The 15,753-nt window shown below is 68.6% G+C and carries 17 protein-coding genes; 6 read left to right on the top strand and 11 right to left on the bottom strand.

Annotated features, from left to right (window positions below; genetic code table 11):
- Positions 1 to 92: 92 nt before the first annotated feature.
- The 3 genes from ACSR87_RS02580 to ACSR87_RS02570 all read right to left on the bottom strand — a co-directional run bounded on the left by ACSR87_RS02580 (position 93) and on the right by ACSR87_RS02570 (position 2,016).
- Positions 93 to 491, bottom strand: a complete 399-nt coding sequence (locus ACSR87_RS02580) for a DUF5802 family protein (protein ID WP_004062338.1) — start codon at positions 489 to 491, stop codon at positions 93 to 95.
- Between the two features lie 168 nt (positions 492 to 659).
- A complete protein-coding gene (locus ACSR87_RS02575; RefSeq protein ID WP_498529386.1) occupies positions 660 to 986 on the bottom strand; it encodes a DUF7977 family protein in 327 nt (108 codons plus the stop codon).
- Positions 976 to 2,016 carry a zinc-binding dehydrogenase gene (locus ACSR87_RS02570; RefSeq protein ID WP_498529385.1) on the bottom strand — a complete coding sequence of 347 codons (1,041 nt, stop codon included), beginning with the start codon at positions 2,014 to 2,016 and terminating at the stop codon, positions 976 to 978. The genes ACSR87_RS02575 and ACSR87_RS02570 overlap by 11 nt, the downstream gene beginning before the upstream one ends.
- Before the next feature lie 233 nt (positions 2,017 to 2,249).
- On the opposite strand from ACSR87_RS02570, the gene ACSR87_RS02565 reads away from it, so the two are divergent.
- From ACSR87_RS02565 to ilvD, 3 genes are all read left to right on the top strand, one after another.
- Positions 2,250 to 3,053: a helix-turn-helix transcriptional regulator gene (locus ACSR87_RS02565; protein WP_115802840.1), complete on the top strand. Its 804-nt coding sequence runs from the start codon at positions 2,250 to 2,252 to the stop codon at positions 3,051 to 3,053.
- 100 nt (positions 3,054 to 3,153) lie between these two features.
- Positions 3,154 to 3,777 carry a MogA/MoaB family molybdenum cofactor biosynthesis protein gene (locus ACSR87_RS02560; RefSeq protein WP_498529384.1) on the top strand — a complete coding sequence of 208 codons (624 nt, stop codon included), beginning with the start codon at positions 3,154 to 3,156 and terminating at the stop codon, positions 3,775 to 3,777.
- A 96-nt stretch (positions 3,778 to 3,873) separates the two neighbouring features.
- Positions 3,874 to 5,628: a dihydroxy-acid dehydratase gene (gene ilvD, locus ACSR87_RS02555; RefSeq protein WP_498529383.1), complete on the top strand. Its 1,755-nt coding sequence runs from the start codon at positions 3,874 to 3,876 to the stop codon at positions 5,626 to 5,628.
- Positions 5,629 to 5,677: 49 nt separating this feature from the next.
- On the opposite strand, the gene ACSR87_RS02550 is transcribed toward ilvD, so the two are convergent.
- The 3 genes from ACSR87_RS02550 to ACSR87_RS02540 form a co-directional block, all read right to left on the bottom strand.
- A complete protein-coding gene (locus ACSR87_RS02550; protein WP_498529382.1) occupies positions 5,678 to 5,938 on the bottom strand; it encodes a hypothetical protein in 261 nt (86 codons plus the stop codon).
- 127 nt (positions 5,939 to 6,065) lie between these two features.
- Positions 6,066 to 7,025: a D-2-hydroxyacid dehydrogenase gene (locus ACSR87_RS02545; RefSeq protein WP_498529381.1), complete on the bottom strand. Its 960-nt coding sequence runs from the start codon at positions 7,023 to 7,025 to the stop codon at positions 6,066 to 6,068.
- 70 nt (positions 7,026 to 7,095) lie between these two features.
- Positions 7,096 to 7,323, bottom strand: a complete 228-nt coding sequence (locus ACSR87_RS02540; protein WP_004042773.1) for a hypothetical protein — start codon at positions 7,321 to 7,323, stop codon at positions 7,096 to 7,098.
- 324 nt (positions 7,324 to 7,647) lie between these two features.
- Between ACSR87_RS02540 and ACSR87_RS02535 the strand changes: the two genes are divergently transcribed.
- Both ACSR87_RS02535 and ACSR87_RS02530 read left to right on the top strand, forming a co-directional pair.
- Positions 7,648 to 9,030, top strand: a complete 1,383-nt coding sequence (locus ACSR87_RS02535; RefSeq protein ID WP_498529380.1) for an NAD(P)/FAD-dependent oxidoreductase — start codon at positions 7,648 to 7,650, stop codon at positions 9,028 to 9,030.
- 42 nt (positions 9,031 to 9,072) lie between these two features.
- A complete protein-coding gene (locus tag ACSR87_RS02530; RefSeq protein WP_498529379.1) occupies positions 9,073 to 9,516 on the top strand; it encodes a Tat pathway signal protein in 444 nt (147 codons plus the stop codon).
- Positions 9,517 to 9,826: 310 nt separating this feature from the next.
- Here ACSR87_RS02530 and ACSR87_RS02525 read toward each other — a convergent pair whose 3' ends face one another.
- The 5 genes from ACSR87_RS02525 to ACSR87_RS02505 form a co-directional block, all read right to left on the bottom strand.
- A complete protein-coding gene (locus ACSR87_RS02525) occupies positions 9,827 to 11,497 on the bottom strand; it encodes a lipopolysaccharide biosynthesis protein (protein ID WP_498529378.1) in 1,671 nt (556 codons plus the stop codon).
- A gap of 79 nt (positions 11,498 to 11,576) precedes the next feature.
- Positions 11,577 to 12,053: a DUF8120 family protein gene (locus tag ACSR87_RS02520; protein WP_498529377.1), complete on the bottom strand. Its 477-nt coding sequence runs from the start codon at positions 12,051 to 12,053 to the stop codon at positions 11,577 to 11,579.
- A gap of 37 nt (positions 12,054 to 12,090) precedes the next feature.
- Positions 12,091 to 13,515, bottom strand: coding sequence for a cytochrome b (locus ACSR87_RS02515; RefSeq protein ID WP_498529376.1), 1,425 nt, complete (start codon positions 13,513 to 13,515; stop codon positions 12,091 to 12,093).
- A 1-nt stretch (position 13,516) separates the two neighbouring features.
- Positions 13,517 to 14,176 (bottom strand): QcrA and Rieske domain-containing protein, encoded by a 660-nt coding sequence (locus ACSR87_RS02510; RefSeq protein WP_498529375.1) that lies wholly within the window; start codon positions 14,174 to 14,176, stop codon positions 13,517 to 13,519.
- A gap of 14 nt (positions 14,177 to 14,190) precedes the next feature.
- Positions 14,191 to 14,790, bottom strand: a complete 600-nt coding sequence (locus ACSR87_RS02505) for a hypothetical protein (RefSeq protein WP_498529374.1) — start codon at positions 14,788 to 14,790, stop codon at positions 14,191 to 14,193.
- A 269-nt stretch (positions 14,791 to 15,059) separates the two neighbouring features.
- Between ACSR87_RS02505 and ACSR87_RS02500 the strand changes: the two genes are divergently transcribed.
- Positions 15,060 to 15,746, top strand: coding sequence for a plastocyanin/azurin family copper-binding protein (locus ACSR87_RS02500; protein ID WP_405310691.1), 687 nt, complete (start codon positions 15,060 to 15,062; stop codon positions 15,744 to 15,746).
- Positions 15,747 to 15,753 lie beyond the last annotated feature (7 nt).

The following is a 15,753-nucleotide window of genomic DNA, read 5'->3' as shown; positions in this document are numbered from 1 at the left end:
GGACGCGTGCGGGCCGACCACTTGAGCGTTCGGACGCGGGGACGAGGCGCGCGGCGGGCGTTCCGCCAGCGCGACGACGGCGGCGGGGCGACTCAGGCCAGCCTGTCGTCGGGTCGGTCGGGGCCGGAGCCGCCGGGGCCGCCGGGTGCGAGGTCGTCGGGGTCGTAGCCGGCGTACCGGAGCAACTCGGCGGCTCGCGGGGCGTCGGCGAGAAGCACCGGTCGGTCGTCCGGGAGCGCGTCGGAGTCCACGGCGTCTCGGGGGAGCGCGAGCGTCCCCGAGGGAACGCCGTCGTCGCCGACGACCGGGAAGTGGGCCGTGTCGAGTTTCATCACGAGCGGGTAGTCGACTCGCTCGACGCCGCGGCCGTCCGTGTAGACGCACTCGTTGAGTCGCTCGTGTTCCGTTCGGTGAATCGCCGCCTCGGCCCCGTCGTACGGTTCGACGTACAACCGGCCGAGGAAGTAACTGCTGGAGAAGCGTTCGAACATCTGTGCGTGTGAATGTCAACCACAAGCAGTGATAAGCCTTGTCGGAACCATTTATATCGACACGCAATTCCACCGTCGAGAATCGGAGACAGAAGCCGGCACCGGCAGACGAGAACGCGGCGCTAGTGGGGGAGAATCGGTCGTGAAAACGGGCCGGTTACGGACGGTTCAGTCGTCGCCGCGAGTCGCCGCGGTCATCGACCAGACGGCGACGAGGCCGAGCGCGAGCGCCGGGAGCATCGGCAGGGCCAGCATGGCCGCGAGGTACGGCAGGCCGGCCATCGCCGGCAGCGACGGTACGAGGTACACCGCGCCGGGGATGACGAGGAAACAGAGCGCGACGACGCCGACGAGCACCCAGCCGCGACTGCCGAAGCCGGTCGCCTCCGGTTCCGAGTCAGAACCGGAGCCGCCGACCGCGACGCCGTCGGGTCGGTGGACGTAGGTGTCGGACTCGGCGGTCGCGTCCTCCCGAGCCGTGGTGTCAGAGCTCACTATCGGGGATTACGACCACCTTGCCAAAGCCCTGTCGCTCCTCGATGAGCTCGTGCGCGCGGTCGATTTCGCTCATGGGGAGCGTCTCGCGGATGCGGGGTTCGAAGGTGCCGTCCCAGACGAGGTCGAGCACCTCGTCGGCCTCGCCGGGCGTCGCCATCGTCGAGCCGATGACCGAAAGCTGGTTCCAGAAGATGTAGTTGAGGCCCGCACCAGGGTCGGGGCCGGTGGTCGCTCCGCAGGTGACGACCCGGCCGCCCTTGACGAGGCTCTTGAGCGACTGCTTGTAGGTCGCCTCGCCGATGTGGTCGACGACCATGTCGACGCCGCGGCCGTCCGTGAGCTTCTGAATCTCCTTCGAGAAGTCGTCTTCCTCGTAGTTGATGACGTGGTCCGCGCCGCACTCCTCGGCGTACTCCAGTTTCTCGTCGGTGGAGGCGGTCGCGTACACCTCAGCGCCCGCGTAGTCGGCGATTTGGACGGCAGCGTGGCCGACGCCGCCGGACGCGCCGAGGACGAGCACTTTCTCGCCGGGGCGGAGTTCGCCGCGGTCGACGAGCATCCGCCACGCGGTCTGGAAGACGAGCGACGCGGAGCCGGCGACCTCCCACGGCACGCCCTCGGGGACGGGCACGAGGTTCTCCTCGGGAATCGCCGCGAACTCGGCGTGGACGCCGCGGACGTGTTCACCGATGATGTGGAAGTCCGGCGCGAGCGTCGGGTCGCCCTTCCGGGAGAACTCGTCGCCGCCGCCGGCGACCCCCGCGATGAGCGCGACGCGGTCGCCCGCCTCGAACCGAGTCACGCGCTCGCCGACCTCGGTGACGACGCCGGCCATGTCGCTGCCGGGGATGTGCGGCATCTCCAACTCGACGCCCGGAAGGCCGCGCCGCGTCCAGATGTCGAGGTGGTTGAGCGACGCCGCCTTCACGTCGACGAGGACCTCGTCGGGACCGACTTCCGGGTCCGGGAAGTCGCCGTATTCGAGGACGTCTCGGTCGCCGTGTTCCGTGAATTGGACCGCTTTCATCTCGGCCCGACCGACGATGGGCAGGAACTAAAGTGTGTTTTTACGCCGATTGTCTTTCCTATTTTTCGACAGCCAACGAATATCGTGGATTCAAATCATATCGGTGCGAAGATATATACGACGCAGCGTTCCCAACACAGTCGGGTTTGGAAGCCGCACCCGCCGACGGGTCTCGGCGGGCCGAACAGCGGAATCGGCAGGCGTCCGGGGCCGTTCGAAGGAGTACCAGGTACGTGAACGGAGACGAGACTTCAGCACAGCTTTCGCACCTCCTTGTGAGGCGGTCGTCGTTCATCCGGGCGCTCGCGGAGCGACCGCGAGACAAGCGCGGCCTCGCGGACGACCTCGACACCTCGCGGTCGACGGTCGACCGCGTCGTCCGCGAACTGCTCGACGCCGGCCTCGCCGAGCGCGCCGAGGGTCGGTATCGGCTGACCTGCGTCGGCCGGTGCGCGCTCGGCGCGTACGACGAGTGTCTCGACTCGCTCCGCGGCGTCCGCGCGGCTCGGGACCTCCTGTCGATGCTGCCGGCCGACGCGCCGCTCGACCCCGCGTTTCTGACGGGCGCGACGGTCCACACGTCGACGCCGGACATCCCGGACAGCGCGATTCAGGAGCTGTTTTCGAGCGTCGAGGACGCGGAGCGAGTCTACGGCGTCGCCCCGGTCGCGCTCGTCGGCCAGCTTCGCCCGTTCTACGAGACCGCCACCGAGGGCGGGACGGTCGTCGAGATGGTTATCGCCGACGAGCTGTTCGACCGACTCGCCGCCGCCCCGGACTCGCACGCGGTCATCGCCGACCAGCTCCGACACGACTCGGTGACGCTCTACCGCGGGGAAGTCCCGTTCCGGTTCGGTCTCTGGGTGACCGAAGCGGAGGCGGGACTCGTCGTCTACACCGACACGGGCGTCGGCGGGGTCGCCCGCAACGACACCGAAGCCGCCGTCCAGTGGGCCACAGCGCAGTTCGAAGCGCTCCGCGAGAACGCGGACCGCCTGACGCTCGACTCGCTCGACGAAGTCACAGACGACGGGTGAGCCGCGCCCTCCGAAGCGGAGTGTCCGTGAACCGGCAGCCGCAGACCGACGAGCGCCCGGCGACGCGGGAATTTTATCGCCAGACGACGAAGCTGCGGCCGTGAGCGACCACGACCAGCACCACGGGGCCGACGACCACGGCCGCGACCAGCACCACGGCGAGGGGGACGGCGACGACGACCACGACCATCACCACCACGACGACGACCACAGCCACAGCCGCGACCATCACCACCACGACGTCGACGACCTCGAAGCGGCGGTGCTGACGATTTCCTCGACCCGCGACGTCGACGACGACCCCGCGGGCGACGCGATAGCGGAACTGCTCCACGAGGCGGGCCACTCGGTGTCGGTCCGTCGGGTCGTCGACGACGACTACGACGAGATACAGACCGCGGTCGCGCGGATGGCCGACCGCGGCGACGTCGACGTGACGGTCACAACCGGCGGAACGGGCGTCACGCCCGACGACCGAACCGTCGAGGCGGCGACGCAGTTGTTCGAGAAGACGCTTCCCGGCTTCGGTGAACTGTTCCGGCGGCTCTCGTACGACGACATCGGCACCAAGGTCGTCGGCACCCGAGCCACCGCGGGCGTCGTCGACGGGATGCCGACGTTCTGTCTGCCGGGGAGCGAGAACGCCGCCCGACTCGGGACCGCGGAGATAATCGTCCCGGAAGCGCCGCATCTCACCGGACTGGCGCGGCGCGACGCGGAGTAGGAAAACGCCCACAGAATCGGGGGTCGTCGGGCGAATCCGACTGCAACGTCTGCCCAGTCGCGGCCATTTAAGTTCGCGCACGCGCTCCGAAGAGGTATGAGCCAGCAGTCCCCACGCGAGGAGGACCCGGACGACGTGTTCTCCAGCGGTAAGGACCCGAACCTCCGCAGCACGGAGGTCACTGAGGGTCCCGACAAGGCCCCGCACCGTGCGATGTTCCGCGCCATGGGCTTCGACGACGAGGACTTCTCGTCGCCGATGGTCGGCGTGCCGAACCCCGCCGCCGACATCACCCCGTGTAACGTCCACCTCGACGACGTTGCCGACGCGGCAATCGAGGGCATCGACGCCGCGGGCGGGATGCCCATCGAGTTCGGGACCGTCACCATCTCCGACGCCATCTCCATGGGGACGGAAGGCATGAAGGCCTCGCTCATCTCCCGCGAGGTCATCGCCGACTCCGTCGAACTCGTCTCCTTCGGCGAGCGCATGGACGCGCTCGTCACCGTCGCCGGCTGCGACAAGAACCTCCCCGGGATGATGATGGCCGCCATCCGAACGGACCTTCCCTCCGTCTTCCTTTACGGCGGCTCCATCATGCCCGGCCAGCACGAGGGCCGCGAAGTGACCGTCCAGAACGTCTTCGAGGGCGTCGGCACCTACGCCGAAGGCGACATGAGCGCCGACGAACTCGACGACCTCGAACGCCACGCCTGCCCCGGCGCGGGCTCCTGCGGCGGGATGTTCACCGCCAACACGATGGCCTCCATCTCCGAGGCGCTCGGGATGGCCCCCCTCGGGTCGGCCTCCGCGCCCGCCGAGTCCGACGAGCGCTACGAGAACGCCCGCCGCGCCGGCGAGGTCGTCCTCGACTGCGTGGAGAACGACCGCCGCCCCTCCGACATCCTCTCGAAGAAGTCCTTCGAGAACGCCATCACCCTGCAGGTCGCCACCGGCGGGTCAACCAACGCCGTGCTCCACCTGCTCGCGCTGGCCGCCGAGGCCGGCGTCGACCTCGATATCGAGGAGTTCAACGAGATTTCCCGGCGCACGCCGAAAATCGCCAACCTCCAGCCCGGCGGCACGCGCGTCATGAACGACCTCCACGAAATCGGCGGCATCCCGGTCGTCATCCGCCGCCTCGTCGAGGCCGGCCTGTTCCACGGCGACGCGATGACCGTCACCGGCCGCACCATCGCCGAGGAGCTCGACCACCTCGACCTCCCGGACGTCGACGACCTCGAAGCGGACTTCCTCTACACGGTCGACGAGCCGTATCAGGACGAGGGCGCAATCAAGATTCTCACCGGCAACCTCGCGCCCGACGGCGCGGTGCTGAAGGTGACCGGCGACGACGCCTTTCACCACACCGGTCCCGCCCGCGTCTTCGAGAACGAGGAGGACGCGATGCGCTACGTGCAGGAGGGTCACATCGAGGAAGGCGACGTCATCGCCATCCGAAACGAGGGACCGCGCGGCGGCCCCGGCATGCGCGAGATGCTCGGCGTCACCGCCGCCGTGGTCGGACAGGGCCACGAGGACGACGTGGCGCTTCTCACCGACGGCCGGTTCTCCGGCGCGACGCGCGGCCCGATGGTGGGCCACGTCGCCCCCGAGGCGGCCGAGGGCGGCCCCATCGGCCTCCTCGAAGACGGCGACGAGGTGACCGTCGACATCCCGAACCGCGAACTCTCCGTGGACCTCACAGACGAGGAACTCGAAGCGCGGAAAGAAGACTGGGAACCCAAGCCGCCGGCGTACACCTCCGGCGTGCTGGCGAAGTACGCCCGCGACTTCGGTTCCGCCGCGAACGGCGCGGTGACGAACCCGGCGCTCACGCGCGACGAATAACGGCGAGTCGCCGCGGCGACTCCCGCGACGCGGACGCCGCCGTCCGGCGTCAGAACAGGTGCACGCCGGACGCCCGGAACAAGGCGAGGAGTCCGATTCCGAGCGCGGTTCCGACCGGAACCATCGCAATCACTTTTCGCGGCTGTTCGGTGAACCCGTAGACGCACAGGCCGAACGGGACGGACCGAAGCACGTCTATCGTCCACGCCGGGAGGGCGGGCGAAAGCGCCGGCCACGGGGCGAACACGAGGAGTCCGAGACCGCCGAAGAAGGCGAGAATTCGGTTCCACCGCCACGAGGAGAACTGCACGGCGCAGTCGACAGCAGCTATCGAGTTGACAGTTTCGGTGCGGAATCCGGTCGCGGCGTCACCGACTCCGCATCTGCGATGTCACCGACTCCGCGCCCGCGGGGTCGCCGGCGTAGTTCTGCTCGACTTAGGCCACGCGGTTCCGCAGGTCGTCGTCGCCGGCGTCCAGTTTGTCGAGGTTCTCGGCGATGATGTCGGCCATGCGCTCCCAGTACTTCGGGGTGTGGCCGGCGTTGTGGGGCGTGATGAGGACGTTTTCGAACTCCCAAAGCGGGTGGTCCGCGGGGAGCGGTTCGGGGTCGGTCACGTCGAGGGCGGCCCCGCGGATGCCGTTGCTCCGGAGTTGGGAGACGAGTGCGTCGGTATCGACGACCGGGCCGCGGCCGACGTTGACGAGGACCGTGTCGGGAGCCATCGACGCGAACGCGTCGGTGTCGACGAGGCCGCGAGTGGCGTCGGTCAGCGGGCACGCGATGACGACGTAGTCGGCGCGGGCGAAGGCGTCGTGGAGGCCCTGTTCGTCGTCGAAGCCGACGACCTCGTCGGTCGGGCCGCCCTTCTCCGGCGAGTAGCGCACGCCGACGGTCTCGACGCCGAACGGGTCGAGCCGGTCGACGACGGCCTCACCGAGCGCGCCGAGGCCGACGACGGCGACCGTCGAGCCTTGCAGTTCGACCGTCGGGTACGACTGCCAGACGTTCGCCTCCTTCTGTCGCTCCGCGACGTGGAAGCGGCGGGCGAAGTAGAGGAGGCTGCCGAGAACCTGCTCGGCGATGTTCGGGCCGTGGACGCCGGAGGCGTTGGTGACGGCCACGTCGCGGGCCTCGAACGCCTCGATGGGGAGGTGACCCGTGCCGGCGAACACGCAGGCGAACAGGTCGAGGTTCTCGGCGGCGTCGAGGTCGGCTTCGCCCACGTCGAACCCGGTCGCGACTTGGACGCGAGAGAGGAGGTCACGCTCCTCGGCGGGCGTCGTTGCGAGGGCGACCTCGCGGTCGGGGAGGCGCTCGCGGAGCGTTTCGGCGTACGCCTCGGCAGATAGGCCGTGAATCTTCTGCCGAAGCACCGCGATATCTGGATCGGACATGCTCGATGATTCTCGAAGGCGGTGATGAATCTGTCCGATTCGGGCGGGGCAAAGCGGGGCGGGGGGCCGCTCACTCGATGGGCTCGCGCCGCCGCGGGCGACGTTTCGAAATCGTTCGGGTGACCGCGACCGCATCGACCGTCGGGTCGACGACGAACCGAGAACCGTCTTCACCGAGTTTCCACGCAACGGGCGCATACCCCTGTGGGGCGGGGCCGCCGTCGACGAAGACGAGGTCGCCCGTCTCGTCGCGGAACACGACGGGCTCTCGCGGTTCGTCCGGCTCGTCTGCGGTCATTGACTCGGAGCTACCGCGGTCTCCGCTATAAACCTCCGTCTCTAGTTATCAGACGCGGTATTTAGTTGGTATTCTCCGACAAAACCGATAGCAACTACTGAGATGTTTGTTTTCTCGAAATTATCTCTGCTCGTATCATCGGGCGCGATGCGGAGGCCGTCGGGGCGTCGTCCTCGGAGCGTGGCTGAGCGGCGGCGCGTCGGTGTCGCGGTCGCGCCACGCGCCGGAAAACGGGGCGAACGGCTCTCAGGCGCGCGGTCTCGAAATCGTTGGACGCCGCGTCGGTTCAGGGGGTTTAATACCCGAGCAAAGTGCTGTAACGGTATGGAACGCGTAGATGTCGCCATCATCGGCGGCGGTCCGGCCGGCACGTCGGCGGCACACGCCGCGGCCTCGGCCGGGGCCTCCGCCGTGGTCCTCGAAAAGGGTGTCCCCCGAGCAGACCGACCGGGCCTCGGGCCCGATTCGACGGACGCGGCCGGTATCCTCGACTACTGGGTGGACATCATGGGCATCCACCCCGACGAGTTCCCCGACGACATCGTGCTCGATATCCTCGACCGCGCGGAGTTCATCGGGCCGAACGAGTCGCTGACGCTTCGAAGCACCGGTATCGACTCCTCGTACGACGAGTTCGGCTACACCTTCCACCGCGCGAAGTTCGACGACTGGCTCCGCAGTCGCGCCGAAGACGCCGGCGCGGAGTACCGCGTGAAAGCCTCCGTGCGCGACGTGGAGACCGACCTCGACGCCGGCGACGACCCCCGCCACGTCGTCCGCCTCGCCAACGGCGAGGACGTGGGCGCGGAGTTCGTCGTCCTCGCCGACGGCCCCCAGCGGACGGTCACGAACAAGGTGCTCGACGACCTGCTTCCGTTCCCCATCACGGACCGGCTGTCGTCCACCGAGGCGAACCACATCGCCTATCAGGAGCACCGCGAGTTCCCGCCGGAACTGTTCGACGAGGTCGACGGCGCGATCAAGTTCTGGTGGGGCTACATGCCCGGCCACACGGCGTACCCGTGGGTGTTCCCGAACGACAACAACGTCTGCCGGGTCGGTCTCACGATGCCCATCGGCCTCGATATCGACGAGGTCGACGACCGCGATGCGTACGCGCTCCTCCGCGAGGACGACGAGCGCATCCCGCAGGGCCGGGAGTACGTCCGCCGCCTCCTCGAACAGGAGTACGGCGACGAGTACGACATCGACGAGGACTTCCCGCTTGTCGAGGACCGCGGGAAGACGAAGGGAACCGAGACGTACGCCATCTCCTCGACGCGACCCATCGACTCGCCCGCGAAAGCCGGCATCGCCGTCACGGGCGGCGCGATGGGCGCGACCTCCGCCTTCCACGAGGGCGGCGACCACGTCGCCGTCCGGACGGGGGCCATCGCCGGCGAACTCGCCGCCGAGGGCGACCTGAGCGACTACAACGAGCGCTGGAAGGACGCCATCGGCGACGAGATTCTCCGCAACGTCGCCATGGCCGAAATCGTCCACGACTACGGCCCCGCCCAGTGGGACAAGACGTTCAAGGCGGCCCGGAAACTCCTCGAAAAGGACGAGGGCTACAAGGCGTTCGGGGCCTCGAAGCTCAGCGCCGGGTTCAGCGCCGCCAAACTCGCCACGCAGTACAAGCGAACGAAGATGAAGTACCGCAAGGGCAAGTACGTCCAACTGCGCGAAGACGAGTACGCGTTGTAGCCGACCGAAGAGTTATCGGTTTCTCCGAATCTCTGTTAGTCGATGGCCGGTCGACCCTCTCGGCGTCAGCTGCTCCGCCGCGGAGCCGTCGCCGTCGGCGTCGGACTGACCGGCGCGCTCGCGGGCTGTTCGTCGCTTCGAGGCTGTTCGTCGGCCGAAATCTTCCTCCGGGCGGAACTGGTCGGAACGGCACCCGAGGAGGCGACCGTCGTCGACGCCGCCGACCCGCGGGTCGCAAACAGCCCGTGGGTGCTGAAGGTGGTCGAGGCGGCCGCCGAGGGCCACCCGCGCGAGTCCAGCGTCACGGACTGTCTGAGCGACTACGACGCCCTCCGCGCGGACCTCGACGCGCTCCCGTCGGTCGACAAGTCGGAGGACCGCCGCTACTACGTCCGCGTCGACGGGCAGGTCGTCCGACTTCGAGCCGTCTTCTTCGCCGGCGACGACGCCCGCCGGTCGGAACTCGTTTTACCCCCGGCGCGCTAGGGTCGGGTGCGTACCTCAAGTCCCCGGCCGAGTGTTCCCGCTTCGGGAGCGATGACAGCACGGCGAACCCGGGTGCGCAACAGCTACTGGCCGGCTGACGCCGGCGTACTTCGGAACGTCCGCGCCCGAAAGACGGACCGCCCGGCACGAGGGTTTCCCGGTCGACGCGGCACGCCGCCTCGGGATGAGACCGGCCGTTAGTGTTCTGGGCGACACCTTCTCTCGGCCAGCGACTGCTTCGACGCTCGCCAGTCGCCAGTCGTCGGTTCGACCCGCGAGTGTGACGAATCAGAACCCCCGCGAGCGACCGCTATCGGTCCCCGAACGTACCGGACCGTCCACCGAGAGCCACGAGTATCGCCCGGCGGTAGCGGGCGGCCAACGCCGTCACCACGAGTCGGTCACGGTCGTTGACGCCGAGGGCGACGAGCGCGCCCACGTACGTCACCAGGCCCAGCGCCGCGCCGGCGACGACGACGAGTCCGCCGGTCCCGGCTCCGACCAGCGTCTCGCGGACGAGGAGCATGACGCCGGCCGCGGCGACGCCCGCGCCGAGGGGTTTGAGAAACGTCGCGTCGAAGGGCCACAGCCCCTCGAAGCGCCGCAGGAGAACGACCTGAACCGAGTTCTGGACGGCGATGGCGACGGCCGTGCCCAGCGCCGCGCCGGCGAGGCCGAACGCCCGGACGAACGCGAACGTGAGGAGCGTATTGAGGACGGCCAGAAGCCAGTCGAGCGCCATCCGGGCGTACTGGTGGTCGGTCATCATGAGCAGCCACCCCGTCGCGCCGACGGCGCTGCCGACCAGCACGCCGCCGAGGTAGACCACGAGCGGAACGTAGCCCGCGGTGAAGTTCGGGCCGAACACGGAGAGAATCGACCGCCCGTACACCGCGAGCACGGCGAGAATCGGAACGACGCAGGTGACGATAAGCCGCGTCACCGCCGAGTACACCGCGTTGAGCGTCTCCATCTCGTCGTCGGCGTAGAGCCCCGACGCGACCGGCGGCAGGAGCATATTGAACGAGAGCAGCGGAATCCACGCCAGCGTCACCAACACGAGCACGACGTTGTAGACGCCCGCCGCCGTCGCGGTCAGGAGGAAGCCGACGAGCATCACGTCGACGCGGTTCTGGAACACCTTGCCGAGGCTGCTCAGCGCGATGGGCGCGGAGTGGTTGTAGAACCGCCGGGCCTCGGAGCGCAGGCCGCCGACGGACGGTCGGATGCCGCTCGCCGAGACGACCATCGGAAAGCCGAGTACCGCGAGTCCGGCCATGCCGACGACGAACGCGGCGGCGACGCCGACCAGCGAGTACCCGAGCGCCATCGCACCCGCGGCACCGACCAGTTTGACCGCCGGGCGGAGGACGCGATTGAAAAGCGCCTCGCCGCGGGCCGACTGCACGGCTCTGAGGACGCCGGCGTGAATCCGCACCACGCCGACGAGGACGACCAGCGCCGCGAACAGGTGTATCGTCGACGGGAAGTCGGGGTGCGAGACCGTCGCGTCGTTGAGCCGCCCGCTCGTGAGCACCAATCCGCCGGCGAGTCCGAGCCCGACCGCGAGAGTCGTGAGATACGCCAGTGCCACCACTCGCCCCCGTCGCTCGGGGTCGTCGTCGTCCGCGGAGAGATACCGCTGGAGCGTTCCGACCGACCCGAAGTTCACGAGGCGAAACAGGAGTTGCGAGATGCGCCACGCGAACGCGTAGACGCCGTAGGTGACCGGGCCGAGGCCCTGCGCGAGCGCGTACTCGGTCGCCGTCGTCAGCGCCCGCTGGAGCGATTGCCCGCCGGAGGCGACGACCGCGCCGTGACCGATGGTCAACAGCGCCTCGCGCTCGTCGTTGGGGATGTCGGTGTCGGGGGCGGCGTCGGGGATGTCGGTGTCGGAGGCGGTGTCGGGGATGTCAGCGTCGGGGGCGGCGTCGGGACTCCGGTCGTCGGAACCGTCGGCGTCGGGTGTATCGGAGGGCACGGTCGCGTCTCTGTCGCTTGTCGAGGTCGAAAATAAGTCGCCTGATTCGCCCGCGAGTCACCACCGCGCGGGACCGCGGTCAGTCCCGACGCGAGGCGAGCGCGAGCCAGCCACCGCCGGCGACGATGCCGAGGATGCCGACCAGTCCGAGCGGCCCGGAGGCCCCGAACAGCGTCGCCGCGAGGCGGTACGAGCCGGCGGCCCGGAGGGCGACGCCGGCGGCCGCGACGCCGAACGCCGAGAGCCAGAGCGCGCCGCCCAGCCGAGCCAGCCGACTGCGCCACAGGCGCTTTGCGAGGCTCGTGAGCGGCCGTCGGGGGAGGTCGTCGGTGGGGTCGGCTGCCGGGGCAGAGTCGTCTCCGCGGTCGTCGTCGGGTGGGGCCTCGCGGGGGGAGAGGAACGCGGTCCCGACGCCGACGACGAAGCCCGCGAGGCCGACGGCGAGCGAGTGCGGGGCCGCGGTCCCGTTGAGCGCAGCGGCTATCGCCACGAGGCCGACGAGCTTCGAGCCGGCGTCGACGAGGCGGAACGCGCGGGGCGAGAGTGGAACGTTCATAATCGAAGTCGGGGTCGGCGGGTCGCGAGCCTGTGCGTCAGCCGGCGGTGCCGAGTCGGCGCTTGCGGCGTTTGAGGAGCCAGTAGACGACGGCGAAGTCGAAAAGCGGCATCCCCACGGTCAGCGCGACGAGCCACGGGTAGAGGACGGCGTCGGAGACGCCCAACACGGCGGCGACGGTGGCCCGCATCCCGTCGATAGAGAGGACGATGATGAGCATGACGGCCGCGACGCCGAGGGCCGTCTGGAGCGGTCGGTCGAGCGGGTCGGCGGTGAAGTGGACCGGGTGTTCGGGGTTATCGAGGAGCGGCCAAATCATCATCACGCCGATGATGAGCGAGGGAACGACGACGCCGCCGGCGAACCGGCCCCACTCGCCGAGCCACGAGGGCATCATCTTCAGCGAGCCGAACACCCACATGAAGAACCAGTCCGGGCCGACGTGCGAGGGCGTCGATGTGGGCGTCGCCGGGCCGATGGCGGCGATGCGCTGAACCGGGAAGAAGCCCGCGAGGAAGGCGACGGTCGCGGCCGTCAGGAGGAAGACGATAGTCGAAACGAGGAACTGCTGGGGGAAAAGCGGCATGCCGACGACGACGCTGTCGTCATCGTCGTCGGGGCGGCCCTCGCCGCGGGAGCTCGGCGCGTGTTCGGTGTGTTTCTGCCGCATCAACACGGCCATGTGGAGGACGATAGCGCCGACCAGCGCGGCCGGGATGAGAAAGACGTGGAGGAAGAACATCCGCGGGATGACCTGGTCGGCTCCCGCCGGGAACGCCCCGCCGAAGACGAGCGACTGCAGGAACGACCCGACGACCGGAATCGTGCCGGTCATCTGGAAGCCGATGGTCGTCGCGGTCTTGCTGAAGTTGTCGTAGGGGAGCGCGTAGCCGAAAAAGCCCTCCACGAGGGCGAACAGGAGGAGGGTGCTCCCGATGAACCAGTTCGGCTCGTGGGGGTTGCGGTACGCGCCCGTGAAGAAGACGCGGAACATGTGCAGGGCGATTGCGGCGATAAAGAGGTACGCCGCCCAGTGGTGCATCATGCGCGCGAACATCCCGAAGGTGGTGTCGTAGGTGATGTGCAGGACGCTCGCGAACGCCGCGGGGACCTCCGTGCCGGCGTACTGGAGCGCGTTGCCCTCGTAGGTGACGCTGTTGACCGCCGGATTGTACAGGAGGCCGAGGAACGTCCCCGTCAGGCCGAGGATGACGAAGGTGAAAAGCGCGATTTCGCCGAGGAGGAACGAGCCGTAGTTGTCCTCCGGGAACGCCTTGCCGAGGAGCGTGTGGTCCAGTTCGAGCCGCTGGTCCAGCCAGTCGAACAGGGCGTTTCTGGGGTACGCCTCGTGGGTCCGGACCGTCAGGTCGGTCTGCGGGAGGTCGCCGCCCGCCTCGCCGCCGTCCGGCCGCGCGTCGGGTCGGTCGTCGCCGGAGCCGTCGTTCGGTGCTGTCCCCGTCATCTCATTCCTCCGTCCCGATCGGTCCCTCGAACGGCCCCGTTGCGAGCAGGAGCGTCCCGTCCTCGTCGTCGGCGATGCCGAGGGGAAGCTGCGGGAGCGACCGCGAGGCCGGGCCGCCGGTCACGGACGCGCCCTTCGTTGGGTCGTAGAGGCTCCCGTGACAGGGACACCGAAGCTCGGACCCCTGGTCGCCAGCGACGAGACAGCCCTCGTGGGTACAGACCTTCGAGTAGGCCACGTAGCCCTTGGCCGTCCCCTCGATGTTCGTGGGCGCTTCGTACTCGTCTTCGGGGAAGCGAAGCAGGAGCGTGGTCGCGCGCTTGGTGACGAGCGCGCCGCCGCCTTCCTTCTCCGGGAAGACGTCCATCTTGTCGAACTCGTCGGTCGAGAGCGCGTCGGCGGCGGTCAGGGGGTTGCCGTCCCTGTCGACGAGGCGGGTTCCCTCGACGTAGAGCGTCTCGCTCCCGGTGTCGAGGCTACCGGGAAGCCCGGCCGCGTAGTCGACGCCGAAGCTTCCGATGGCGGCCGCGCCGCCGATGCCGGCGAGGAGCTTCGCCATGTTTCGCCGCGTCAGTTCGTCGTCTGTCTGCGGGATGTCCGGGGCGTCTGTGTCGGTGTCGGTCTCAGTGTCGGTGTCGGTGTCGGTGGTGCGTTTGCTCATGTCCGTGCGGATGGTCAGTGGTCTCTGGTCTCTGCGACGGTGATGGTCGGGACGAAGTACGCCGTGTACGCGAGGACGGTCAGCGCGAGCGAGAGGAACAGCATCCCGGCGTAGGTTCCGAGGAACTGCGTCCGCGCCGGGCCGAGCCCCTCCAGCGCGAGGAGGGCGGCGAACGACACGTCCACCCAGGAGAGGAGCGCCACGACGAGCAGCCCCGTCCGCGACGATACGGCCGGGACGTAGTCGAGGATGCGTCTGGACTCGGTCTCCATGTACGGCGGGACGGAGACGGTCGCGCGGCCGCCGTCGGCGACGACGGAGTCGCCGAGGTGGCTGATGCGGTCGAGGAAGCGCTTCGTCCCGACCATCACGCCGACCATCCCGAGGAGCGCGACCCACGCGACGACGCCGGCCTGATTGACGCCGACTTCGACCGGGCCGGGGAGGTAGCCGCTCGCGGGCTGGAGGTCGGACGAGGTGTTGACGGCGACCGGTTCCGCGCCGGTGCCGACGCCGATACCGCCGCCTTCGGTCCCGCTCGTCAGCGCGACGTACCACATCGGGAGCAGTACGACCGCGATGAGGAGCAGGATGACTGCGGTCTCACGCCGCATCGGTTCTCACCGCCGAACGTCGGGTCGGGTTCACCACGAATTTCATGAATGTACCAATAGTTTTACCTAATCGTTACTGCCGGATTAGCGCTCCCACGACTGTGGGTCGACCGCGGATTCGCGGGAGCGACGATGCCACGTAAGCGTTCAGACGAGCGGTTATCTGTTTTTCTGTTTCGGAATGTTCGAGAACCAACAGAACTACAAGATAGTAGACGAACGGTCAGGTAGTAGGCAGTATCAGCGGTAATACGAACTCGAACACCATTATGAACAGACGAACGTTCATGAAAAATATCGCGGGTGGAGTCGCCGTCCTCGGGGCGTCGACGGGCGTCACCGGGGCGTCGAACGAGAACTCGACCGCCGAGTCCGGCGGCAGTACAGACGCCGGCGGCGGTTCGGGCGGCGGCGGTTCGACCACCCATACTATCCAGATGGTGACAGAAGACGGGGAGTACTATTTCGACCCCGTCGGACTGCACGTCGACCCCGGCGACACCGTCGAGTGGGTCCTCGAAAGCGGGGACCACTCCGCGACGGCCTACGCCGAGTCGAATCAGGCCGAACAGCGCATCCCGGCGGACGCGTCCGGCTTCGACAGCGGCCTCTTGGAAGAGACCGGTGCGAGCTTCTCGTACACGTTCGAAGTCGAGGGCACCTACGACTACTTTTGTAGCCCGCACAAGCAGCTCGGGATGGTCGGTCGGGTCGTCTGCGGCGACCCCGGCGGGCCGGCCGAGGAGGGCGCGATTCCGAACGAGCCGGGGTCCGGTCTCATGCCCGGGTCGGGAGACATCGTCGAGGCGGGGTCGCTGTCGTACCCCTACGTCCCGAGCGGCGGGTCCTCGGGGTCGCTCCCGTGGCAGTTCTGGGCCGCGACGGGCGGGCTCGGGACCGCCGTCGTCGCGATGGCCTCCAAGTACGACCGGGCGTCGGGCCGTTACAGCGAGTGAGCCGGGT

This window comes from Haloferax sp. SDI50 (assembly GCF_059802635.1).
The sequence above is the reverse complement of the archived record's forward strand: the minus strand, read 5'-3'. Positions and strand labels throughout refer to the sequence as shown.